This is a genomic window from Cronobacter universalis NCTC 9529, from assembly GCF_001277175.1.
Taxonomy (GTDB): Bacteria; Pseudomonadota; Gammaproteobacteria; order Enterobacterales; family Enterobacteriaceae; genus Cronobacter; species Cronobacter universalis.
The window spans coordinates 1,171,136-1,194,476 of the sequence record NZ_CP012257.1 but is presented as its reverse complement, the minus strand read 5'-3'; the positions used below and the strand labels follow the sequence as shown (position 1 = coordinate 1,194,476).

The 23,341-nt window shown below is 61.4% G+C and carries 21 protein-coding genes; 14 read left to right on the top strand and 7 right to left on the bottom strand.

Annotated features, from left to right (window positions below; translation table 11 throughout):
* Window positions 1-190 precede the first annotated feature (190 nt).
* The gene (gene mnmH / locus AFK65_RS05400) at window positions 191-1,324 is read left to right on the top strand and encodes a tRNA 2-selenouridine(34) synthase MnmH (protein WP_050569314.1); all 1,134 of its coding nucleotides are present in this window, start codon (window positions 191-193) and stop codon (window positions 1,322-1,324) included.
* On the opposite strand, the gene ybbP is transcribed toward mnmH, so the two are convergent.
* Both ybbP and ybbA read right to left on the bottom strand, forming a co-directional pair.
* Window positions 1,314-3,728, bottom strand: a complete 2,415-nt coding sequence (ybbP, locus tag AFK65_RS05395; RefSeq protein ID WP_038857773.1) for a putative ABC transporter permease subunit YbbP — start codon at window positions 3,726-3,728, stop codon at window positions 1,314-1,316. The two genes, mnmH and ybbP, sit on opposite strands and share 11 nt — an antisense overlap.
* Window positions 3,725-4,411: a putative ABC transporter ATP-binding protein YbbA gene (gene ybbA / locus AFK65_RS05390; RefSeq protein ID WP_007767829.1), complete on the bottom strand. Its 687-nt coding sequence runs from the start codon at window positions 4,409-4,411 to the stop codon at window positions 3,725-3,727. Before ybbA ends, ybbP begins: the two co-directional genes overlap by 4 nt.
* Here ybbA and tesA point away from each other — a divergent pair.
* The 7 genes from tesA to AFK65_RS05355 all read left to right on the top strand — a co-directional run bounded on the left by tesA (window position 4,379) and on the right by AFK65_RS05355 (window position 11,125).
* Window positions 4,379-5,008 (top strand): multifunctional acyl-CoA thioesterase I/protease I/lysophospholipase L1, encoded by a 630-nt coding sequence (gene tesA / locus AFK65_RS05385; RefSeq protein ID WP_038857952.1) that lies wholly within the window; start codon window positions 4,379-4,381, stop codon window positions 5,006-5,008. The two genes, ybbA and tesA, sit on opposite strands and share 33 nt — an antisense overlap.
* 28 nt (window positions 5,009-5,036) lie before the next feature.
* Window positions 5,037-5,807, top strand: a complete 771-nt coding sequence (locus AFK65_RS05380; RefSeq protein ID WP_038857775.1) for an SDR family oxidoreductase — start codon at window positions 5,037-5,039, stop codon at window positions 5,805-5,807.
* 58 nt (window positions 5,808-5,865) lie between these two features.
* The gene (locus tag AFK65_RS05375) at window positions 5,866-6,720 is read left to right on the top strand and encodes a co-chaperone YbbN (RefSeq protein WP_007706245.1); all 855 of its coding nucleotides are present in this window, start codon (window positions 5,866-5,868) and stop codon (window positions 6,718-6,720) included.
* Window positions 6,721-6,829: 109 nt separating this feature from the next.
* On the top strand, window positions 6,830-7,747 hold the full coding sequence (locus AFK65_RS05370; RefSeq protein WP_038857777.1) for an SPFH domain-containing protein: 918 nt from the start codon (window positions 6,830-6,832) through the stop codon (window positions 7,745-7,747).
* Window positions 7,744-8,199 (top strand): NfeD family protein, encoded by a 456-nt coding sequence (locus AFK65_RS05365; protein ID WP_038857778.1) that lies wholly within the window; start codon window positions 7,744-7,746, stop codon window positions 8,197-8,199. Before AFK65_RS05370 ends, AFK65_RS05365 begins: the two co-directional genes overlap by 4 nt.
* Before the next feature lie 92 nt (window positions 8,200-8,291).
* Window positions 8,292-10,436, top strand: coding sequence for a tetratricopeptide repeat protein (locus AFK65_RS05360; RefSeq protein ID WP_038857779.1), 2,145 nt, complete (start codon window positions 8,292-8,294; stop codon window positions 10,434-10,436).
* Window positions 10,406-11,125 carry a DUF3142 domain-containing protein gene (locus AFK65_RS05355; protein ID WP_038857781.1) on the top strand — a complete coding sequence of 240 codons (720 nt, stop codon included), beginning with the start codon at window positions 10,406-10,408 and terminating at the stop codon, window positions 11,123-11,125. The genes AFK65_RS05360 and AFK65_RS05355 overlap by 31 nt, the downstream gene beginning before the upstream one ends.
* Window positions 11,126-11,127: 2 nt before the next feature.
* Here AFK65_RS05355 and cueR read toward each other — a convergent pair whose 3' ends face one another.
* Window positions 11,128-11,538 (bottom strand): Cu(I)-responsive transcriptional regulator, encoded by a 411-nt coding sequence (gene cueR / locus AFK65_RS05350; protein ID WP_004387263.1) that lies wholly within the window; start codon window positions 11,536-11,538, stop codon window positions 11,128-11,130.
* A gap of 173 nt (window positions 11,539-11,711) precedes the next feature.
* The gene (locus AFK65_RS05345) at window positions 11,712-11,939 is read right to left on the bottom strand and encodes a hypothetical protein (RefSeq protein WP_007706231.1); all 228 of its coding nucleotides are present in this window, start codon (window positions 11,937-11,939) and stop codon (window positions 11,712-11,714) included.
* Window positions 11,940-12,215: 276 nt separating this feature from the next.
* Here AFK65_RS05345 and copA point away from each other — a divergent pair, with 276 nt between their 5' ends.
* From copA to ybaK, 5 genes are all read left to right on the top strand, one after another.
* Window positions 12,216-14,723 carry a copper-exporting P-type ATPase CopA gene (gene copA, locus AFK65_RS05340; RefSeq protein ID WP_038857783.1) on the top strand — a complete coding sequence of 836 codons (2,508 nt, stop codon included), beginning with the start codon at window positions 12,216-12,218 and terminating at the stop codon, window positions 14,721-14,723.
* A gap of 132 nt (window positions 14,724-14,855) precedes the next feature.
* Window positions 14,856-15,107: a type II toxin-antitoxin system Phd/YefM family antitoxin gene (locus AFK65_RS05335; RefSeq protein ID WP_032805251.1), complete on the top strand. Its 252-nt coding sequence runs from the start codon at window positions 14,856-14,858 to the stop codon at window positions 15,105-15,107.
* 57 nt (window positions 15,108-15,164) lie between these two features.
* The gene (locus AFK65_RS20740) at window positions 15,165-15,425 is read left to right on the top strand and encodes a type II toxin-antitoxin system RelE/ParE family toxin (RefSeq protein WP_081639391.1); all 261 of its coding nucleotides are present in this window, start codon (window positions 15,165-15,167) and stop codon (window positions 15,423-15,425) included.
* 67 nt (window positions 15,426-15,492) lie between these two features.
* Window positions 15,493-16,293: a TraB/GumN family protein gene (locus AFK65_RS05330; RefSeq protein ID WP_038857785.1), complete on the top strand. Its 801-nt coding sequence runs from the start codon at window positions 15,493-15,495 to the stop codon at window positions 16,291-16,293.
* 204 nt (window positions 16,294-16,497) lie between these two features.
* Window positions 16,498-16,977: a Cys-tRNA(Pro)/Cys-tRNA(Cys) deacylase YbaK gene (gene ybaK / locus AFK65_RS05325; protein ID WP_007706210.1), complete on the top strand. Its 480-nt coding sequence runs from the start codon at window positions 16,498-16,500 to the stop codon at window positions 16,975-16,977.
* Between the two features lies 1 nt (window position 16,978).
* Here ybaK and ushA read toward each other — a convergent pair whose 3' ends face one another.
* Window positions 16,979-18,631: a bifunctional UDP-sugar hydrolase/5'-nucleotidase UshA gene (ushA, locus tag AFK65_RS05320; protein WP_038857787.1), complete on the bottom strand. Its 1,653-nt coding sequence runs from the start codon at window positions 18,629-18,631 to the stop codon at window positions 16,979-16,981.
* Window positions 18,632-19,151: 520 nt separating this feature from the next.
* Between ushA and ybaL the strand changes: the two genes are divergently transcribed.
* On the top strand, window positions 19,152-20,834 hold the full coding sequence (gene ybaL / locus AFK65_RS05315; protein WP_007706206.1) for a YbaL family putative K(+) efflux transporter: 1,683 nt from the start codon (window positions 19,152-19,154) through the stop codon (window positions 20,832-20,834).
* 124 nt (window positions 20,835-20,958) lie between these two features.
* Here ybaL and AFK65_RS05310 read toward each other — a convergent pair whose 3' ends face one another.
* Both AFK65_RS05310 and hemH read right to left on the bottom strand, forming a co-directional pair.
* The gene (locus tag AFK65_RS05310) at window positions 20,959-22,263 is read right to left on the bottom strand and encodes an inosine/guanosine kinase (protein ID WP_007706203.1); all 1,305 of its coding nucleotides are present in this window, start codon (window positions 22,261-22,263) and stop codon (window positions 20,959-20,961) included.
* A 63-nt stretch (window positions 22,264-22,326) separates the two neighbouring features.
* Window positions 22,327-23,289 (bottom strand): ferrochelatase, encoded by a 963-nt coding sequence (hemH, locus tag AFK65_RS05305; protein ID WP_038857788.1) that lies wholly within the window; start codon window positions 23,287-23,289, stop codon window positions 22,327-22,329.
* Window positions 23,290-23,341 lie beyond the last annotated feature (52 nt).

The following is a 23,341-nucleotide window of genomic DNA, read 5'->3' as shown; positions in this document are numbered from 1 at the left end:
GGAAATATCGATGGCTGAACAAAGCGTTTTTGCTGCGATTTTCACCGTTTTTTCAGTCGCGCACGCCAGGCTTTGCCGGTTTGCGCATTTGGATTGCCGGAATTTATCGAAGCCGCCCGGCACGTTTTCCGTATACCCCGGCAAGAGTGAGCGGCGTACAATAGCGGCGTTTTAAAAAAGCGAGAACAACATGCAAAAGGATGCAGGACGGCGGCCAGACAGCGACGACGCGCTGGCGCTAATTAAGCGCGGCGTCACGCTGATTGACGTTCGCGCGCCGGTGGAGTTTGCGCAGGGCGCCATGCCAGGGGCGATTAATCTGCCGCTGATGAATAACGACGAGCGCGCGGCGGTCGGCACCTGTTACAAGCAGCACGGCCAGCAGGCCGCGCTGGCGCTCGGCCACCGGCTGGTGGGCGGCGAGGTGCGCGAAGCCCGGCTTAACGCGTGGCGTCTCGCCTGCGGGCATCATCCCGAAGGCTATCTCTGCTGCGCCCGTGGCGGAATGCGCAGCCATATCGTTCAGCAGTGGCTGCGTGAGCGCGGCATCGACTATCCGCTGGTGGAAGGCGGTTACAAACGGCTGCGCCAGGCGGCGATGGACGCCACGGATCGCTTAAGCCGTCTGCCGATGGTGCTCATAGGCGGCTGTACCGGCAGCGGCAAAACGCAACTGGTGAAAGCGCTGCCGACCGGCATTGATCTGGAGGGGCTGGCGCATCACCGCGGCTCGTCGTTTGGCCGGACGCTGACGCCGCAACGGGCGCAGGCCAGCTTTGAAAACCATCTCGCCGCCGCGATGCTTAACCATCACGCCCGCTGGACGACCCTCAGCAACCCGTTCTGGGTGCTGGAAGATGAAGGCAAAATGATAGGCGCCAACCATCTGCCCGCCGTACTGCGCGAACAGATGCTACAGGCGCCTGTTGCGGTGGTCGAAGAGCCGCTGGAACGCCGTCTGGAGCGGCTGCGTGAGGAGTATTTTGCGCAGATGCAGGCCGCGTTTCAGGCAGCGCTCGGCGATGACGCCGCAGGCTGGCGCGCTTATGGCGACTATCTGCACCACGGGCTTTACGCCATCCGCCGCCGTCTCGGGCTTGCGCGCTACGCCGAGCTTGCCTCGCTACAGGCCGCCGCGCTCGCCCATCAGCAGCGCACCGGTGAAACGCACGCGCATTTCGCCTGGCTTGCGCCGCTGCTGGAGGGCTATTACGACCCGATGTATCGCTATCAGTTAGAGAAAAAAGCGCAGCAGATCGTGTTTCGCGGCGACTACCAGCAGGTGGACGCCTGGCTGCGTCACCGCTACTGCGCTAGCGGTTAAACTGGCGAAACAGCGCTTTGCCTTTTAAAAGCCGCACGCCGAGCCAGCCGCCGCACAGCGACAATAACAGCGCGCCGCAAAGCGGCAGCATCACCCACAGCCGCCAGTCCGGCTCCCACGGGAAGTCAAACACGCGGGTTTGCAGCACGCCGAGCGCCACTTCCGCCCCGATGGCGGCCACCAGCCCCGCCACCAGGCCAAGCAGCGCAAACTCGCTCCAGAGCGTGGCGCGCAGCAGTTTTTTCTCCGCGCCCAGCGTGCGGTAGACCACCAGCTCCTGGCGGCGCTGATGCATGCCCACCTGCACCTGCGCCAGCAGCAGCAACACGCCGCAAGCGGTCACCAGCACGACCATCACCTCCAGCGCGCGGCTCACCTGCTCCAGCACCTGGCCTATCTGTCTGAGGATCGCCCCGATATCCAGCACGCTCACCGTCGGAAACTCCCGGTTAAGCTGGGTCAGCATGGCGTCGGCCTTGTCAGCGCGGAAACTGGTCAGGTAACTCTGCGGCTGCCCGTCCAGCGCGCCCGGCGGGAAGATAAAGAAAAAGTTAGGCCGCAGGCTCTCCCAGTCCACTTTACGCAGGCTGGTCACTTTCGCCGTAAACGCCTGGGTGTCGCCAGTGAAGGTCACGCTGTCGCCAGGCGCGATATTCAGGCGCTTCGCCAGCCCCTCTTCCATCGAGACTTCGCCCGGCCCCGGCGGCCAGCGTCCGGCAGTGAGCGGGTTATGCGCCGGGCGCTCCGCCTGCCAGGTGAGATTCAGCTCGCGGTTGAGCGCTTCATCCTCGTTGCCCACGGTGGCCTTGCCGTTAATCTGCGTCAGCCGCGCGCGAACGATGGGGTAAAACGCCTGCGGGATAATCTGATGCTCCGCCAGAAAGGCTTTCACCGCGTCGCGCTGCTCCGGTGCGATATTAATCAGAAAATAGTTCGGGCTCTCCGGCGGCAGTTGCTGTTGCCAGCGGCCGAGCAGATCGCCTCTTAACACCAGCAGCAGCGCCAGCAACATGAAAGAGAGCGAAAACGTCGCAAGCTGGCTCAGGGTTTGCCACGGCTGGCGCAACAGGCGGTTGACCGCGAGACGCAGCGCCAGCGAGCGCAGCCGCAGGCGACGCATTCCCCACAGCAGCGCCCAGCCCGCGAGCCCGCACAGCGCCGCCAGCACGACGGCACCCGCGAGCACTGCCCAGAGCAGCATTCTTCCGCCCATCAGCGCGGCAAGCAGCGCCACCACAATCAGCGCCATTACCGGCAAATAGATTTTCAGCGGCCAGAGATTAGCCACCGCGTCGCGGCGCAGCACCCGCAGCGGCTGTGTCGCGAGCAGCAGGCGGTAGGGCCGCAGCCCTACCAGCAGCGAAATCACCACCATCGCGCCCACGGCCCACAGCCACGGCCAGAAACTCGCTTCCGGCAGTGCTTCGGGCAGCACCGGTTTGAGCAACCGCATCAGGATCGCTTCGAAAAGCAGCCCGGCCGCCCCGCCGGTGACGGTCGCCAGCAGCAGCACCATCAGCCACTGGCCGACGATAAGCTTGCGCAGCGCCGCGCGTCCGGCGCCCAGCGTTTTCAGAATAGCCACCAGGTCATAGCGGCTGCGGCAGTAGTGGCTCATCGCCACCGCCACCGCGGCCACCGCCAGCAGCAGGGTCAGGAGCGCCGAGAGCAACAGGAACTGCTGCGAGCGCTGGAGCGATTTGCCGAGCGCGCTGTCGTCCTGCTCAAGGCCGGTCCAGCGGTGTTCCGGCTGAAGCTGCGGCAGCAGCCAGCGTTCATACTGCGCGAGCGCCTCAGGCTCGCCTGCGAATTTATAGCGCCAGGTGAGACGGCTGCCGGGCTGCACCGCGCCGGTCTGTTCGACATCCGCCAGGTTCATCAACAGTCGCGGGGCCATCTGGAAGGGGTTAAAGCCGCTGTCCGGCTCCTGGATCACCTCGCCCGCCACCTTCAGCGTCGCGTCGCCCACATCCACCGGATCGCCGGGTTTCACGCCAAGCAGCGCCATCAGGCGCGGCGCCAGTAGCACCGTGCCCGGCGCGGGCAGCAGTCCCTGCGGGCGCGTTTGCAGCGTGCCGTAGAGCGGGTAGCGCGTATCCACCGCCTTGACGCTCGCCAGCTGCGGGCGGTCGGCGGCAAACGTCATGGTGGAAAAACTGAGCTGCCGGGAGACGTCCAGGCCCTCTTCCCCGGCTTTGTCGAGCCACGCCTGCGGCACCGCGCGGGAGCTCTTAAGCGTCCGGTCGCCCGCCATAAATTCACGGGTCTGCTGGCTTAAGCCTTTCTCCATGCGGTCGCTGATATTGCCGAGCGCCAGCACGCAGGCGACCGCCAGGCTCAGCGCCAGCCAGACGATTAATAGCGATGGCGAGCGCCATTCGCGCCAGAACCAGCGGGCCGTCATGCTTCCTCCCACAGCTTGCCGTCGCGCAGCCGCAGCGTGCGATCGCAGCGGGCCGCCAGTTCAGGATCGTGCGTCACGAGGATAAGCGTGGTGCCGCTGTCGCGGTTTAAGGAGAAGAGCAGATCGGCGATGCGATCGCCCGTCTGGCGATCCAGGTTGCCGGTGGGTTCATCGGCAAACAGCACCGCCGGGCGGCCGTTAAACGCGCGCGCCAGCGCCACGCGCTGCTGTTCGCCGCCGGAAAGCTGGGCGGGCAGGTGATCGAGGCGTTTGCCAAGCCCCAGCTGTTCCAGCAGCGCCTGCGCCTGCTGGCGGCTGGCCTTGCCGGTTTCGCCGCGCAGCATCGCGGGCAGCTCGACATTCTCTAGCGCGTTGAGTGTCGGGATCAGCATGAACGACTGAAACACAAAGCCGACGTCCCGCGCGCGCAGCCGGGCCCGCGCCTCTTCATCCATCTGGTGCAGCGGCTCGCCGAGCAGGCGCACTTCGCCGCTGGTGCCGTCGTCCAGCCCCGCGAGTATTGCCAGCAGCGTTGACTTGCCGGAGCCGGACTCGCCCACCAGCGCGATGCTCTGGCCCGGTTTGACAACCAGTTCAACTCCGGTAAGGATGGACAGGGCGTGTTCCCCCTGACCGACGGATTTATTAAGATGATGAACTTCAAGAATGTTTTCCGCTGGCATTTCCCTTTCCTGTTACTGGCGTTATTAAGCTTTCGCGCCGCCGCGGCGGACACGTTACTGGTGCTGGGCGACAGCCTGAGCGCCGGTTATCGTATGGCGGCGGACGCCGCCTGGCCCGCGCTGCTGAACGATAAATGGCAGCAGCGCGACGTGCGCGTGGTGAACGCGAGTATCAGCGGCGACACCGCCCAGCAGGGCCTTTCGCGCCTGCCTGCGCTGCTTAAACAGCATCAGCCGCGCTGGGTGCTGATTGAGCTTGGCGGCAACGACGGCCTGCGCGGGTTTCCGCCGGATACGCTTTCCGCCACGCTCAGGAAAATCATAGAACAGGTTAAAACCGCGGGCGCGGAGCCGCTGCTGATGCAGATAAAACTGCCAGCGAACTACGGACGCCGCTACAATCAGGCGTTTGAGGCGATTTACCCGGAACTGGCGCAATCCTTTTCCATCCCCCTGCTGCCCTTTTTTATGGAAGAGGTTTACCTCAAACCGCAGTGGATGCAGGACGATGGCATTCATCCCAATCGCGACGCCCAGCCGTTTATCGCCGACTGGATGGCGCAGCGACTGGCCCCTTTAGTTAAACACGACTCATAACCCTGCGGGGCGCTGAGCGGGTAAAGTTATGCAAAAATCACTCTTAATTACAGGATGTTCCAGCGGTATCGGTCTTGCCTGCGCGCACGAGCTGCGCCGCCAGGGGTTTCAGATCCTCGCGGCCTGCCGCAAGCCGGACGATGTGGCGCGGATGAACACGCTGGGTTTTACCGGCATTGAACTCGATCTCGATTCGCCGCAGAGCGTGGAGGCCGCCGCGCAGGAGGTGATCCGCCTGACGAATAACCGGCTGTACGGGATTTTCAATAACGGCGGCTACGGCGTGTACGGGCCGCTCTCCACCATCAGCCGCGCGCAGATGGAACAGCAGTTCTCGACGAACTTTTTCGGCGCGCATCAGCTCACCATGCTGCTGCTGCCCGCGATGCTGCCGCACGGCGAAGGGCGCATCGTCAACACCAGTTCGGTCATGGGGTTAATTTCCACGCCCGGACGCGGCGCCTACGCCGCCAGCAAATATGCGCTGGAGGCGTGGTCTGACGCGCTGCGCATGGAGCTGCGCTACAGCGGCGTGAAGGTGAGCCTGATCGAGCCCGGCCCTATTCGCACGCGCTTTACGGATAACGTTAACCAGACGCAGGCGGATAAACCGGTCGAAAACCCCGGCATCGCCGCGCGTTTTACGCTCGGCCCGGAGGCGGTCGTCGCCAAAGTGCGCCATGCTTTTGAGAGCCCGAATCCGCGTATTCGTTATCCGGTTACGCTGGTGACCCATGCGGTAGGCATACTGAAACGGCTACTGCCGACGCGATTAATGGACAAAATTTTACACGGGTAAGTTGAAGGCGCGCGCCCTGCCCCCATGTAAAAAGGAAATCGACAACAGAGAGTGACTCATGTCCGAACAGAATATTATCAACCTCAGCGAAGCGAACCTGCACCAGGTCCTGGAGCAATCAATGACGGTGCCGGTGCTCTTTTATTTCTGGTCCGATCGCAGCCAGCACTGCCAGCAGCTGACGCCGGTGCTGGAGAAACTGGCGAACCAGTATCAGGGCCAGTTTATCCTCGCGAAAGTGGACTGCGATAACGAGCAGGCTATCGCCGCGCAGTTTGGCCTGCGCGCCATTCCGACGGTCTACCTGTTCAGCCAGGGCCAGCCGGTGGACGGCTTCCAGGGCCCGCAGCCGGAAGAGGCGATCCGCGCGCTGCTGGAAAAAGTGCTGCCGCGTGAAGAAGAGCTGAAAGCGCAGGAAGCGATGGCGCTGATGCAGGAAGGCAAAAACGCCGAAGCGCTGCCGCTGCTGAAAGAGGCCTGGCAGATGTCGAACCAGGCGAGCGAAATCGGCCTCCTGCTGGCGCAGGCGCAGATCGCCCTTAACCGCTCCGAAGACGCCGAAGCGGTGCTGAAAACCATTCCGTTGCAGGATCAGGACACCCGTTATCAGAGCCTGGTGGCGCAGATAGACCTGCTGAAACAGGCGGCGGACACGCCGGAAATCCAACAGCTGCAACAGCAGGTGCAGCAAAATCCGGATGACGCGCAGCTCGCCAGCCAGCTTGCGCTGCAGCTGCATCAGGTCGGGCGTAACGAAGAGGCGCTGGAGTTGCTTTTCGTACACCTGAAGAAAGATCTTAGCGCCGCCGACGGTCAGGCGCGTAAAATGTTCCAGGAAATCCTGGCCGCGCTGGGCACCGGTGACGCGCTGGCGTCAAAATATCGCCGTCAGCTCTACTCCCTGCTCTACTGATCCCTACCGGCAAGGATGCCGTGACGTTCCCCTGCCAGATTCGGGCGCTGCGCCCGGCGCTGGCAGGCGATAGAATAGTCGCTATTGCACACAACAGGAGGTTGGTTCGATGCTGTTTATTATCCCCGTACTTATTTTCGTCGCGCTGGTTATCGTTATGGCTGGCGTCAAAATCGTGCCGCAGGGTTTCCAGTGGACGGTGGAGCGCTTTGGCCGCTATACCAAAACCCTGCAGCCCGGCCTGAATCTCGTGGTGCCGTTTATGGATCGCGTGGGCCGCAAAATCAACATGATGGAGCAGGTGCTCGATATCCCGTCGCAGGAAGTTATCTCTAAAGATAACGCCAACGTCACTATCGACGCCGTCTGCTTTATTCAGGTGATCGACGCGCCGCGCGCGGCGTATGAGGTGAGCAACCTTGAGCTTGCCATCATCAACCTGACCATGACTAACATCCGTACCGTGCTCGGCTCAATGGAGCTGGACGAAATGCTGTCGCAGCGCGACAGCATCAACACCCGCCTGCTGCATATTGTCGATGAAGCCACCAACCCGTGGGGCATCAAAGTTACGCGTATCGAAATCCGCGACGTGCGCCCGCCCGCCGAGCTTATCGCCTCGATGAACGCCCAGATGAAAGCCGAACGTACCAAACGCGCCTATATTCTGGAGGCCGAAGGCGTGCGCCAGGCGGAGATCCTCAAAGCCGAGGGCGAAAAACAGTCGCAGATCCTCAAAGCGGAAGGCGATCGCCAGTCGGCGTTTTTACAGGCGGAAGCCCGTGAACGTTCGGCCGAGGCGGAAGCGCGCGCCACGAAGATGGTTTCCGAAGCGATCGCCGCGGGCGACATTCAGGCGGTGAATTACTTTGTGGCGCAGAAATATACCGACGCGCTCCAGCAGATTGGCTCCTCCAGCAACAGCAAAGTCGTGATGATGCCGCTTGACGCCTCAAGCCTGATGGGCTCGATCGCGGGTATCGCCGAGCTGATGAAAGAGAGCGGCACCGAGCGTAAACGCCCATGATGACGCTTATCCTCTCTCACCCTCACGTCTTCTGGCTCTGTCTGGGCGGCCTGCTGCTGGCGGCGGAAATGCTTGGCGGCAACGGCTTTCTGCTCTGGAGCGGCGTGGCGGCGGTGGCGACCGGGCTGCTCACCTGGCTTCTGCCGCTGGGCTGGGAGTGGCAGGGGGTCAGTTTCGCGCTGTTCATGCTTATCGCCGTCTGGCTCTGGTGGCGCTGGCTGTCACGCCGGGCGCAGCCGCGGCCTGACAACGCGCTGAACCAGCGCGGCCAGCAGCTGATCGGCCAGCGCTTTACGCTGACGCAGGCGCTGGCGAATGGACGTGGGCAGATCACCGTCGGCGACAGCGTCTGGCCGGTCGTGGCGAGCAGCGATTTACCGGCAGGTACCGTCGTGGAAGTGGTCGCGCTCGACGGCATTCGCCTGCGCGTGCAGGCGAGCCGGACGCAATAGCCGTTCTCGCAAGACAATACTGTTCAATAAAAGCCTGTTCGGGCATGATCCGGGCAGGCTTTTTTACAAAATATTCACAAGGAAACGACGTTATGACGCTACGACTGACAGGGATTGCCCTCGCGCTGCTGACGCTGCCCACGCTCTGCGCGCAGGCCTCTTCCGATATCGAAGACTGCACCTGGGGCGCGCCCGGCTGCGTTCTGCAAGGCGAGCCCTGGCTTAATGTGAATAACGACACCCGCGATAACCTGATTCGCATGATAAGCGAGCAGAAACATTTCGCGCTGCCGGTCTGGCCGCTGCCCGCCGACACGCGCGCCACCCGCGATTACCATTTTGGCTACCACGAAGAAGATGCCACTGAGGCTGCCGCGCCCGGCGCCGCCGCAGGCGATGCGCCGGACCCGCTGGCAACGCTGCTGACCCGCATCCGCCTCGATCCGGCCGCCGCGACGCTCAGCGACGCCGACCGTGAAAACCGTTTCGTCTCCAATAATTCGCAGAGCGTCATCGCGTTTCTGACCGCGCTGAATAATGAGAAATCGCTGACCGACGCGCAGCGTCAACACCTGGCGCAGGCGCGTCTGAGTATTTATCAGGCGCCTGACAGCGCGCCAGAGAGCCTCAACGCGCCGCAGGGCTCCGCCGCCGCCGCGTTCGATGAATATCTTGGCGCGGCGACCGCCTTTTATCAGGGCGACTACCCCGCCGCGACTGAACGTTTTAGCGCGCTTAAAGCCAGCAGCCAGCCGTGGGTGGCGCAGACCGCCGCCTATATGCTGATGCGCGTGGCGCTTAACCAGAGCAGCGCCGCGGCGGTGGACGACGATTACGGCCTGTTTGATACCACTAAAATTGACAAAAACGCCGCGCGCCAGGCGCTCGCTTTTTCTGAGGCGTACCTGAAAGCCTGGCCGGAGGGCGACTACGCTGACTCCGCGCGCGGTATGCAGCGACGCATCTACTGGTATCTCCAGGACTGGGACGCGCTGGCCCCGCGCTACGAGCAGGCGCTGAAAGCGGCGCCGGACGCCGACGCCCTGCGCGCGCTGCTTTTAGAGAACGACGCCAAACTGCAAAGCAAAGACGCCAGCGGCGACACCTTTTTCGTCAGCAGCCCGGACGCGCCGCTGCTCACCTTTACCCAGACGCTGCGCTGGCTGCGCGAAAATGAACGTAAAGCCGATAAAAACCCGCACGTAACGCGCCAGATGCTCGACAACTACAAACCGTTCTATGAAAAAGCGGAGCTGATGCCGCTGTGGAACTACCTGCAAAACGCCTGGCTGTTCTGGCAGCAGCAGGATTACGCGGCCGTCGTGGCGGCGATCAAGCCTGCCGACAGCCTGCCGCAGAACGATATTCTCGCTTTCAGCGAGCAGGTGCTGTACGGCGACGCGCTGGGCGCGCAAAAGCAGTGGGCCGCCGCGCGCGACCACTGGCAGCGCCTGCTGAAATCCGCAAAGCCGGGCGCAGAACAACAGCTTTTGCAGATGAAACTGGCGGCCGCGCTGGTTGAGAACAACGAAACGGCGGCGATTTTCGCGCCGCAGAGCCTGGTGACGGGCCTGCGCTACCGCTCACTGGTGCTGAAAACCAGAGCGCCGCTGGATCTCCTTAAAAATCAGGTGCAGCACGGCATGAATAACGAAGAGCGCACGATTGCGCTGCACACGCTGCTCACCCGCCATCTGACCGAAGGTCGCTACCAGGATTATCTCCAGGATAAAGCGCTCGCAGGCGATCTCAAACCGCTGGATGAACAGGCGTTCGGCGACGTCAGCCTGAAAGTCTTCGCCTGGAACGGCGACGATGTGGCGAAAGGCTACGCCTGTAGGCCGCTCGACGAGACCGCGAAAACGCTGGCGGCCCACCCGGACGACAGCCACGCGCTGAACTGTCTGGGCGAATTTTTCCGCCTGACGGGCACGCAGGTCAACCCGTGGGGCGACAGCGGCGGCAACAGTACGCTCGATACCGTGACCCGCACCGAACACCCGGTCGGGCTGCCGAACCGTCAGCACTATTACCAACAGGTGATCGCCAACCCGAAAGCCGAGCCGGAGGATAAAAGCTACGCGCTGTACCGCGCCGTGATGTGCTATGCGCCGTCAGGGTATAACGACTGCGGCGGCGAGGATGTCGATAAAGCGACGCGTAAAGCCTGGTTCGGGCAGCTTAAGAAAAACTGGCCGGGAAGCCCATGGGCGCAGCAGCTCAAATATTACTGGTAAGCCTGCTGCTGGCGACAACGAGCGCGTGGGCGCAGGCGACGCGGGCGAATGACGCCGACTACCGGGCCTTCTGGCTCTGGTCGGGCGTCAGGCCGCCTGCGGCGCTGCGTCAGGCTGAAGTTATCTATCTGCATCAGGGCGACGTGGTGACGCGCCAGGGCAAGCCCGTGTTTGTGCGCCTCGGCCAGCCGGTCGCCCGTCTGCGAGCGCCTGCCCTCTGGCTCACCGTGCGGCTTGAGCGGCTCGATATCAGCGATGAGACGCTCGACACGCTGGCCCGTCTGCCCGTGCGCTGGGCGCAGGCGGGAAATCCGGTGACCGGGTTACAGATTGATTTTGACGGAGCGACGCGGCGCATCGGGGATTATGGCCAATTTTTAACGCGGCTGCGGGCGCGGCTGGATGCGCGTTTCGCGCTCGGCGTGACCGGCCTGCTCGACTGGGCGCAGACCGGCAGCGTCGCGCAGCTTAACGCCCTGCCGGTGGATGAACTGGTGGTGCAGACCTATCAGGGTCGACACACGGTGCCGGGCTACGCGCGCTATTTGCCCGCCCTGCTCGGCCTGCGCATTCCGTTTAAAATTGGCATCGCACAAAATGGCGAGTGGGATAAGGCGCACGAGAAAACCCTTGCGGCATCGCCCTGGTATCGCGGCGCGGTGATTTTCGTGATGAACGGCGAGCGCTGACGTTACGCGTCAGCGCGCCGGTGGCAGCAGCCGGAAAGGTTATCGATAATCGGGCAGTCGGCGCTGTCATCTCCAGGGCACGCGGCCGCGAGATCCAGCAACTGCTGGCGCATCGCCCGCAGGCTTTCGATATGGCTTTCAATTTCCGCCACCTTTTGCAGCGTGCGCGCTTTCACGTCCGCGCTGTGGCGCGCCGGATCGTTAAACAGATGCACCAGCTCGCGACACTCTTCCAGATTAAACCCCACCAGCCGGGCCTGGCGCAGCAGCGTCAGTTCATCGATATGCCGCTGCGAATAGGTGCGGTAGCCGTTATCGCCGCGCAGCGGCGGCGTCACCAGCCCTTTCTCTTCGTAAAAACGAATCGCTTTGCTGGTCAGCCCGGTTTTTTTCGCCACATCGCTGATATTCACGTTTCCCCCTTCAGGCGTTTGCATGACGTCGTGCCGTAAAGCCCGGCGTTACTCCACCAGATTACGCGCTACATCGCCATAAATGCGATTTCCCGCAGTAATCCCGGCATTTCGTTAAGGGATTATAACGCACGACGTTCCGTAAAGGCTGGCAGAAAGTATCACAGACCAGGTTAATGCTTCTGAATCACTTTTGTGCCGAGAAACCAGCCAGCAAAGGCACCGATCGCAGCCAGTAACGGCGTTCCCACCAGGAAAATCACAAAGTTTTGCGACATTTGATCTTCACCCTGTATCGGCCCCACCACTACGCGACACACCACCGGCAAGATTAGCAGCATCAGCGCTGCGCCGCATACCGCCCCGAACGCAGCAAAAAGCGATAATTTCATAAATTTCATAACATTGCCCAGAATCCAAATTCTTCCGCGTGTACAAGAAGTTATCAGCGAGCCACGCTAACAGAAACGCCCTGTGCTTTCCCCCTCTTCTCCAGTGCGTACCGGACACATTGCCCAGATTTCTGTCGCTATCTGGACACTTTTATACACGCGTCTTTCCCTCCGTGATTTAAAACCTTGACCTTCCCCTTGATGGAAGGTTTACGCTTAAGGACAGTTGAAAACATTTCGTTTTCCGGTCAACCCGAGGCTGACCGCTTACTGAGGAGACAACGTATGTCAAACACCATAGAACTGGCCCTGGACGGGCTTTCATGCGGACACTGCGTAAAACGGGTGAAAGAGAGCCTGGAGCAGCGCCCGGACGTTGAACGCGCGGATGTCACGATTGAACATGCCAGCGTCACCACCACCGCGCCTGCGGACGCCCTGATTGAGACGGTTAAACAGGCCGGTTACGACGCGACGCTCGCACACCCAAAGGCTAACCCGCTGACAGAGTCATCAACCCCGTCGGAAGCACTGACAGCGGCGCAACCTGAGCTTCCGGCAGCGGATATCGCCGACGATGACGACAGCCGACAGCTGCTTATCAACGGCATGAGCTGCGCCAGTTGCGTGAGCCGCGTTCAGAACGCCCTGCAGGGGGTGGCGGGCGTCACGCAGGCACGGGTCAACCTGGCGGAGCGCACAGCGCTGGTGATGGGCCATGCCTCCGCCGCTGAATTAATCGCGGCGGTAGAAAAAGCGGGCTACGGCGCAGAAGCCATCGATGACGACGCCGAACGCCGGGAGCGCCAGCAGCAGACCGCGCAGGCGGCCATGAAACGCTTTCGCTGGCAGGCGGCGCTCGCGCTCGCCGTCGGCATTCCGGTGATGATCTGGGGCATGTTCGGCGACAACATGATGGTCACCGACGCCAACCGTTCGCTCTGGCTGGTCATTGGGTTTATCACGCTCGGCGTGATGATTTTCGCGGGCGGTCATTTCTATACCAGCGCCTGGAAAAGCCTGCGCAACCGCAGCGCGACGATGGATACGCTGGTGGCGCTCGGCACTGGCGCGGCCTGGCTCTACTCCATGAGCGTCAACCTCTGGCCGCAGCATTTTCCGATGGAAGCGCGCCACCTCTATTACGAAGCCAGCGCCATGATTATTGGTCTGATTAACCTCGGCCATATGCTGGAGGCGCGCGCCCGCCAGCGCTCATCAAAGGCGCTGGAGCGCCTGCTGGATCTCACGCCGCCGGTCGCGCGCGTCGTCACGCCGGAAGGCGAGAAAAGCGTGCCGCTGGCGGAAGTGACGCCGGGCATGACGCTGCGCCTCACCACCGGCGATCGCGTCCCTGTTGATGGCGACATTACCGACGGCGAAGGCTGGTTTGACGAAGCGATGCTGACCGGCGAACCGGTGCCGCAGCAAAAAGCGGCGGGTGACGCCATTCACGCGGGCACCGTCGTGCAGGACGGCAGCGTGCTGTTTCGCGCCGCCGCGGTGGGCAACCACACCACGCTGTCGCGCATTATCCGCATGGTGCGCCAGGCGCAGAGCAGCAAGCCGGAAATCGGCAAGCTGGCCGACCGCATCTCCGCCGTGTTCGTTCCGGTCGTGGTGCTGATTGCGCTATTCAGCGGCGCGGTCTGGTATTTCGCAGGTCCGGCCCCGCAGATCGTCTATACGCTGGTGATTGTCACCACGGTGCTGATTATCGCCTGCCCCTGCGCGCTGGGCCTTGCCACGCCGATGTCGATTATCTCAGGCGTCGGGCGCGCGGCGGAGTTCGGCGTGCTGGTGCGTGACGCCGACGCGCTGCAACGCGCAAGCGACGTCGACACGCTGGTGTTCGACAAAACCGGCACCCTGACCGAAGGCAAACCGCAGGTGGCGGCCATCGCCACCACGGGCGACATCACCGAAGCGGACGCGCTGCGCCTCGCCGCCGCGCTGGAGCAGGGCTCCAGCCATCCGCTGGCGCGCGCCATTATCGAACGCGCCAGCGGCGCAGAACTTCCCGCCGTCAGTGGTTTTCGCACGCTGCGCGGGCTGGGCGTTAGCGGCGAGGCGCAGGGCAAAACGCTGCTGCTCGGCAATCAGGCGTTGCTGGAAGAAAACGGCATCGCGACCGACGCGCTGCGCGACGAGGCGCAGCGTCAGGCGAGCCTCGGCGCCACGCCGGTGTTGCTGGCGGTAGACGGTACGCTGGCGGCCCTCTTCGCCATTCGCGATCCGCTGCGTGAAGACAGCGCCGACGCCCTGGCGCGCCTGCACCGCGAGGGCTACCGGCTGGTGATGCTGACCGGCGACAACGCCGTCACCGCGAACGCCATCGCCCGCGAGGCGGGCATTGACGAGGTGATCGCAGGCGTGCTGCCGGATGGCAAAGCGCAGGTGATTCAGCAGCTTCAGCAGGCGGGCCGTAAAGTGGCGATGATTGGCGACGGCATTAACGACGCCCCGGCGCTGGCGCAGGCGGAAGTGGGGATTGCGATGGGCGGCGGCAGCGATGTGGCCATTGAAACCGCCGCGATCACGCTGATGCGCCACAGCCTGACCGGGGTCGCCGACGCGATGGCGATTTCCAAAGCGACGCTTGGCAATATGAAACAGAACCTGCTGGGCGCCTTTATCTATAACGCGCTCGGCATTCCCGTGGCGGCAGGCATCCTGTGGCCGCTGACCGGCACCCTGCTGAACCCGGTGGTCGCAGGCGCGGCGATGGCGCTCTCGTCCATTACCGTCGTCAGTAACGCCAACCGGCTGCTGCGATTTAACCCGAAAAAATAAGCCCCAAGCCCGCTCCGGCGGGCTTTTTTATCGCCGTAATACGGCGGTGCAGATTCGGAAAACGGCGCTGGTCGTCATCGTGTATAGCGTTTAAAATGAACGAATCGAACGATTCATACGAAAGGGCTGATGATGCAAACGCTTACCGCAAATGAAGCGAAAACCCAGTTTGGCAACTTATTGCTGATGGCGCAGCGTGAACCTGTTCAGATCAACCGCAACGGCAAACCCGTCGCGGTGGTGATTTCTGCGCAGGAGTACGCAGAAATTGACGCGCTTAAACGCCAGTTGTTGCAGGCGAAACTGGAACGTGCGAAACAGGATATCGACCACGGCAGACTGGCCGACGGCGATGATTATTTTCGACAACTCATGGACGAATAAAGGACCACGATGGCGGCATACCGGCTCACGGACGAGGCGCAGCGCGATCTAAAGTAGATTAAGAAATTTACCGGGATACGCTTCGGGACGCGGCACGCCCGCGAGTATCTGCTGAAAATACGCCACACGCTCGAACAGCTCGCGCGCGAGCCAGGGATGGGCATGCAAAGCACGATCGAGCCAGGTTGCCCGCTACGCCGTTTCCCCTGCGCCAGTCATATTATTTATTACAGCGCGCCTGATTCCGGCATTATCGTGCTCGCCGTGTTGCACCATAGCCGCTTGCCTGCCGGCGAACTCTCCGCCCGGAGGGTTTGAACTCCCTCTCGTTTGCACCCGCCCCGCCTGCGCGTTAGCATGGCTTTTTACGTCAGGGGAAGTGGTTATGGGCCTGTTACGTCGTCTGCGCACCTGGTTTGACACGCTGCGCCCCGGTTATCCGTGGCCGGCGGTCGATATTACGCTGCCCGGCGGGCGCTATCTGCACCTGGTCGGCAGCATTCATATGGGCACGCCGGATATGGCGCCGCTCCCCGCACGGCTGGTGGAAAAACTGCGGCGCGCCGACGCGCTGATCGTCGAAGCCGATATCCGCGGCGATAGCTCGCCCTTCGGCGATCCGCCGCCCTGCCCGCCGCTCGGCGAGCGTCTCGACGAGGCGCTGTTCCTCCAGCTTGAAAAACTTATCGACGACCTGGCGCTGCCGCTCTCCCGGCTCGATACGTTGCCGCTCTGGCAGGTGGCGCTCATTTTACAGGCGCACCAGGCCCAGCGCCTCGGCCTGCGGCCCGATTTCGGCATCGATTATCAGCTCTTGAACGCGGCGCAGACGCACCAGGTGAAAGTGAACGAACTGGAAGGCGCGCAGAGCCAGGTGGAGCTTTTGCGCCGCCTGCCGCAGGACGGTCTGGCGCTGCTTGAAGATACGCTGACCCACTGGCACACCAACGCGCGGCTGTTGCAGATTATGATGGGCTGGTGGATGGCGCGTCCGCCCGAGGCGGCGGGCAGCGTCGCGCTGCCGAACACGTTCAGCGCCGAGCTTGGCGATATGCTGATGCAGCAGCGTAACCGGCAGTGGCATCACTACCTGCTCTCGCTGCCGCCGGGGCGTTATGTGGTGGCCGTCGGCGCGCTGCATCTTTACGGCGAAGATAACCTGCCGGCGATGTTTCGCGCGTCTTAATTAAAAAGAAGGCCAGTATCGCTACTGGCCCGTCAAAGAGGAACTTTCGTTATTATCGTTATGCCGTGCGCCTTAGCGAACGGTTGCGGCGATTGTCGCGCAAACCATCCATGCTGCCAATATAATCCAGCAAGCTGATACAATTTTTTCGCCCCTGTCTGGCGCTATGCTGCGCCGACAGGCCACAGATATGGGAAAGGAAACATGACGCCCGCGGTTAATCTACTCGAAAAAAATAAGATAGCGTTTACGCTGCACGCCTATGAGCACGACCCGAATGAAACCAATTTCGGCGATGAAGTGGTGCGCAAGCTCGGACTTAATGCAGAGCAGGTCTATAAAACGCTGCTGGTGGCGGTCAATGGCGATATGAAACAGCTGGCTGTCGCCGTTACGCCGGTCGCCACCCAGCTGGATTTGAAAAAGGTGGCGAAGGCGCTCGGCACTAAGAAAGTGGAAATGGCGGACCCGATGATAGCGCAGCGCACCACCGGGTATCTGGTAGGCGGCATCAGCCCGCTCGGGCAGAAAAAGCGCCTGCCGACGCTGATTGACGCGCCCGCCCGCGACTTCCCGACCATTTATATCTCCGGCGGCAAGCGCGGGCTGGATATCGAACTCGCGGCGGCGGATTTGGCGAAGCTGCTGAACGCGCAGTTCGCCGACATTGCCCGCCGCGACTGAATTACTGCCAGCTCACTTCGCCTTTCGGCTCAAAGGCGTTTACATCCAGCGGCGAGCTCTGCTGGATGTACTGCTTCAGCACTTCAGCATCCACAAATCCGGTATTCACGTACCCCGGTTTTTTATCGATAGGCGGATAACCGTCGCCGCCGGTGGCGTTAAAGCTGAGCGTCGCCATGCGGTAGGTTTTCGCCGGATCGACCGGCTCGCCTTTGATTTTGACGTCGTTCAGCGTGCCGCCAGAGGCCGTAAAGCTCACGTTAGCAAACTGCGGATAGGCGCCGGAATCCGGTTTTTTCTGCGCGACGGCGGTCAGATACTCCAGCGCCTCTTTGCCGGTCATGTCGACATACACCAGCGTATTGCCGAACGGCTGCACCTTGAGCACATCTTTATAGGTAATATCGCCGCCTTCGATGGAGTCACGAATGCCGCCGCCGCTCATCACCGCGAAATCCGCGCCGGTGCGCGCTATCTGGGCGTTAAGAATTAAGTGGCCCATGCTGGTCTGCACAAAACGCACTTTGCTGCGATCGCCTTCAAGCCGCCCGTTGACGCTGCCGATTTTGACCATCAGCTGCGCCTGGCCCTTTTTCTGGAACGGCGTCAGCAGCGAGAGCATCTGCGGGTTCTCCGGGATCTGCGGCGTATAGAGCACGCGCTCGGTCTGGCCGTTATCCCAGGTCACTTTTTTCTTCAGGTTGATGGGGATGAGCTGATAGCGCACCAGCTTCATTTCGCCATTGCGGAACTGGAAATCGGCGCGGCCGACATATTTGCCCCACTCATGCGCCTGCACAATCCAGGTGCCGTTCTGCCGATCGGGCGCGCACGGCGTGCCCGGCACGTAATCCGCCTGTTTTTTATTCTCCGACGCCATACAGACCGGATCCTGCGAGTGACCGCCCACAATCATCGTCAGCGCGCCTGCCGGCAGCGCGCGCGCCAGCTCGACATCTCCCGGCGCGTTAGAGCCGTGGTCGCCGTTATCATAATGCCCCATATGGGTGGCGGCGATGATGACGTCCGGTTTTTCATTCTGCTGCAACTCTTGAATCACCAGTTTCGCTTCGTCGGCAGGCTTGCGGAATTCGATATCGGTGAAATATTCCGGGTTGCCGATTTTGGCGGTGTCGTCGGTGGTCAGGCCAATCACCGCGATTTTAATGCCCTGCGGTTTGAAAATCGCCCAGGGTTTGAAGAGGCGCTCATTGGTGCTCTTCTGGTAGATGTTGGCGGAGAGCAGCGGGAATTTGGCCCACTTTTCCTGCTGGCGCAGCACGCTCAGCGGGTTGTCGAATTCATGGTTGCCGACGGCCATCGCGTCGTAGCCAATGAGGTTCATGCCGCGAAAATCGGGTTCGGCGTCCTGTAAGTCAGATTCCGGCACGCCCGTGTTGATGTCGCCGCCGGAGAGCAACAGCACGCTGCCGCCCTGGGCGGTGACTTCACGCCGCACGCTGTCCACCAGCGTCTTCTGCGCCGCCAGCCCATATTCGCCATATTCGTTACGCCAGAAATGACCGTGATGATCGTTGGTGTGCAAAATGGTGATGTTATACGTTTTATCCTGCTCCCAGGCGGATGCGCCGCCGCTCAGCAGGCTAAGCCCCGCCAGCAGCGCGACAGCCAACCCTTTTCTGGCTAACCCCATGACAACTCTCCCTATCCTTAACGTGAATGCTGAAATTACAGCGCCTGCCGAACATACTCAACTTTGTTTTCAGATTTGCGACTTTCCTCAAAACCACAACGGAACGGTAAGCAAAGTTTATGCCTTGTTATAAAAGCGGATCTTTAGCGCCTCACAAGTAAAAAAGCGCAGATACACGGCAAATCCACAGGATTGCTATCACTTTACGGTCATCTTCTCGTCAAAAAAGCGCCATTTAGCAGCTTAAAGAGGCTGTTGATGCGCCGTTTACTTTTTCCACCAGCAAAATACGCGCTTTCGCCCTGTAAACCACGAATCATCCCGACCGCCTTTCCGCATAATGCCTTGCTTCGTTGCTGATAATATAGATTTCTGTGCCCGGTTCGCATTTTTTGCGTTTAACGAGGGATTTCGGAAAGTTTTCGCTAACAAACTGCCCCGCGCTGCCGAAAATTGTCATAAACTGTTACGAGTTGCACGTAAATTATCCGGTGTACCACATTCAACGAAAGGAGACGGAATGCATCACGCCACACCGCTTATCACCACACTTGTCGGTGGCCTTGTTCTGGCCTTTATTCTCGGTATGCTCGCCAACCGGCTGCGTATCTCACCGCTGGTGGGATACCTGCTCGCGGGCGTGGTGGCCGGGCCGTTTACGCCCGGTTTTGTCGCGGATACAAAGCTTGCGCCGGAGCTGGCGGAGCTTGGCGTGATCCTGCTGATGTTTGGCGTGGGTCTGCATTTCTCGTTAAAGGATCTGATGGCGGTAAAGTCTATCGCCATTCCCGGCGCCATTTTGCAGATAGCCGTGGCGACGCTGCTGGGCGTCGGGCTCTCAACGTTCCTCGACTGGTCGCTGATGACCGGCATCGTGTTCGGCCTGTGCCTTTCCACCGCCAGTACCGTGGTGCTGCTGCGCGCGCTTGAAGAGCGGCAGTTGATTGAGAGCCAGCGCGGGCAGATAGCCATCGGCTGGCTTATCGTCGAAGACTTAGTGATGGTGCTGACGCTGGTGCTGCTGCCCGCCGTCGCCGGGATGCTGGAGAAAGGCGATCTCGGCCTTGCGACCCTGAGTCTCGATATGGGCATTACGCTTGGCAAAGTCATTGCGTTTATCGCGCTGATGATGCTGGTGGGCCGCCGCCTGGTGCCGTGGATCCTGGCGCGCAGCGCCGCCACCGGCTCGCGGGAGCTGTTTACGCTCGCGGTGCTGGCGCTGGCGCTCGGCATTGCCTTCGGCGCGGTCGAGCTGTTTGATGTCTCGTTCGCGCTGGGCGCGTTCTTCGCAGGCATGGTGCTGAACGAATCGGAGCTGAGCCACCGCGCCGCGCACGATACCCTGCCGCTGCGCGACGCGTTCGCGGTGCTGTTTTTCGTCTCGGTCGGGATGCTGTTCGACCCGATGATTCTGGTTCAGCAGCCGCTGGCGGTCGTTGGCACGCTGCTGATTATCCTGTTCGGCAAGTCGATCGCCGCGTTTGCGCTGGTGAAGCTGTTCGGCCACTCGCGCCGCACCGCGCTGACGATTGCGGTGAGCCTCGCGCAGATCGGTGAATTCGCGTTTATCCTGGCCGGGCTTGGCATGGCGCTGGATCTGCTGCCGCAGGACGGGCAGAACCTGGTGCTGGCGGGCGCGATCCTGTCCATCATGCTTAACCCGGTGCTGTTTGTGCTGCTGGAGCGTTTCCTGTCGCGTCACGACGAGCTGGAAGAACAGACGCTGGAAGAGGCGATGGAAGAAGAGCAGCAAAACCCGGTGGATATCTGCAATCACGCGCTGCTGGTGGGCTATGGCCGCGTCGGCAGCCTGCTTGGCGAGAAGCTTATCGCCGAGGGCATTCCGCTGGTGGTGGTGGAAACCTCGCGCACCCGCGTCGAGGCGCTGCGCGAGCGTGGCGTTCGCGCGGTGCTTGGCAATGCCGCTAACGAGCAGACGATGACGCTGGCGCATCTCGACTGCGCGCGCTGGCTGCTGCTGACCATCCCGAACGGTTATGAAGCGGGTGAAATCGTCGCCGCCGCGCGTGAGAAGCGCCCGGATATCGAAATCATCGCCCGCGCGCATTATGACGACGAGGTAGATTACATTACCGAGCGCGGCGCGAATGAGGTGGTGATGGGCGAGCGGGAAATCGCGAGCACGATGCTGCGTATGCTCGATAAGCCCGAACAGGCCCGGGAGATTTTGAGCCACAGTTGATGGGCGGGAAGGTTGCGTGACGGTGAAAAAGGTGGGTGCGGCTGCGCCTTACCCACCCTACAAAAAACAGGCCGTTTAACCGTAGGGCGGGTAAGCGAATGCGCACCCGCCGTGACGTGAAAGGTTAACGCTCCCAGTACGCCTCTTCGAGACTGTCTTCGCGCTCCGGCAGACCGCGCGTCAGACGCGGCGAATGCTGGTTCAGCACCTGATAACTCACGCGGTTCGCGTATTTACACACCTGCGCCAGCGACGAATAGGTCAGCCAGGCGTACTTATGCTTGCTGGAGTTCGGCACGTTGGTGCGGTGATAATTATTGGCGGTAATGTCGTGCAACAGCGCCGCCAGCGCGCCGTCGCCGGCGCCATTGGTGTTCATGATCTTCTCCGGCCCGCCCATATACGGGGCGATATGGGAGAAAATACGCAGCGGCTTTTCGCAATCTTTAAAGCGCATCGCGCGGCTGAATTCATACTGGTTAAACTCCGCGATCGCGCCTGGCAGCAGCGGATGCTGGGTTTTGCGCTTGCCTTCCTCTTCGGTAAAGCCCGCCATATAGAGCCCGACCGGCCCGGCGGTGCAAAGCACCAGATCCACCCAGTCGAGCGCCTTGTCAGACGCCAGCAGCGGATCGCTTTCGCCTGTCAGCGCTTCGCCCTCTTCTTCATTCATCGCCAGAATCGACACATGCTCTTTCAGGAAATCGCGCCACCACTGCGGGTTATCGGCAATCACATATTTGGTGCCGAGCGTCAGCACCACCGGCACGTTGTGCTTTTTGGCGTAACGAATGGCGGTCATGGTGGCCTCCGGCATCGGCTCGCCGGGTTTGCAGCGCACCAGATACGAGGTCAGCACCAGCGCTGACGCGCCTGCAATCACCGCTTCCGGAATGCTCTCAGGACGCAACTGGTTCATATGGCCAGGGCTGATGGCGAAGGTGCGCTCGCCCTGCTCGCTTATCAGCGTGAAGCAGCGGCCAATCGCGCCGTCAACGCCCTGGAGATAGTTCAGATCGGTACGGCTTGAGGTGTTGCAGAGATAACGGTAGGCGTAGCTGCCGATCTGCACGTTATTACACATGACGCCCAGCAGCACCGAGCGATCATCCGCCAGTACGGAGTAGTTGTGCATGGTGTTGCCAATGGTGCCGCCGGCAAACTGGTGGGTGATCAGATCCTCGCGCACCAGCTCCTGATAGAGCGCTTCGGCGACGTCATCTTCAATCACCAGCGAATGGCCGAGGCTCAGCCCGTAGCGTTCGATAAACGCGTCATCCACGCGGGCTTCGATATCCACCAGCGTCTGGTCGATACCCACCACCCAGGAGGCGCTGACGTCGGTTTCAGGTTGAATTTGTTGCAGGAGCGGATCGCGAGCGCTGACGGGGAAATAGTGTTTGGACTTACGTTTGCCGGGAAATTTCATGGTATTGCGTGCAGGTGGCTAATCAGGCGGGGAATGGTAGCACACTCCCCGCCCCGCGCGCGATTAACGGTAACGGTCAACCAGCTCTTTCATCATCGCGATATGCGCCGGATCGTCATTAAGTGCCGGAATGTATTCAAACTTCTCACCGCCCGCCTCGATGAAAATCTCGCGGTTCTGCTCCGCGATCTCTTCCAGCGTTTCCAGACAATCCGAGGAGAAGCCCGGACACATCACCTGAATATGCTTCACGCCTTTCTCGCCAAGCATCTTCATGGTTTCGTCGGTGTACGGCGTCAGCCAGGGCTCGCGGCCAAAGCGCGACTGGAAGGTCATCATCACTTTTTCCGGCGCGATGCCGAGCGCCGACACCAGCTCGCGGGTGGTGTCGCGGCAGCGCTGCGGGTAGTCGTCGCCTTCATTGGCGTAGCGCTGCGGAATGCCGTGGTAAGAGAGCAGCAGCAGATCCGGCTCGCCATGCGTTTCAAACGAGCGCTGGACAGACTGCGCTAGCGCGCTGATGTAGGTTGGCTCGCAGGCGTAATCGCGGATAAGCGTCATGGACGGCAGCTTGCGATACCGGGTGATAATGCGCGCCAGCTCATCCCACACCGCCGCCACGGTGGAGCAGGAGTATTGCGGATAGAGCGCGAGCACGATGATGTGATCGACATGCTGGTCGAGCAGCTTCTGTACGGCGCTGTCGAGCGACGGCTGGCCGTAGCTCATGCCGAGCGCCACCGGCACATCGCCCAGCGCCGCGCTCAGCGCTTTCTCCTGGCGACGGCTGTAGACCATCAGCGGCGAGCCCTCTTCCATCCAGACGGACTTGTAGAGTTTCGCCACGCGCGGCGAACGCAGCGGCAGAATGACGCCGCGAAGCAACGGCCACCAGATAACGCGCGGTACGTCCACGACGCGCCGGTCGCTCAAAAACTGTTTTAAATAACGCTTAACGGCAGCGGAAGTTGGCGCCTGCGGGGTGCCGAGATTGACTAATAAAACGCCGCTTTTTACTGACTGCATCACGGTTCCTCATTGATATCCGGCGCGGACGGCGCGCCTGAAGAAATCAGCC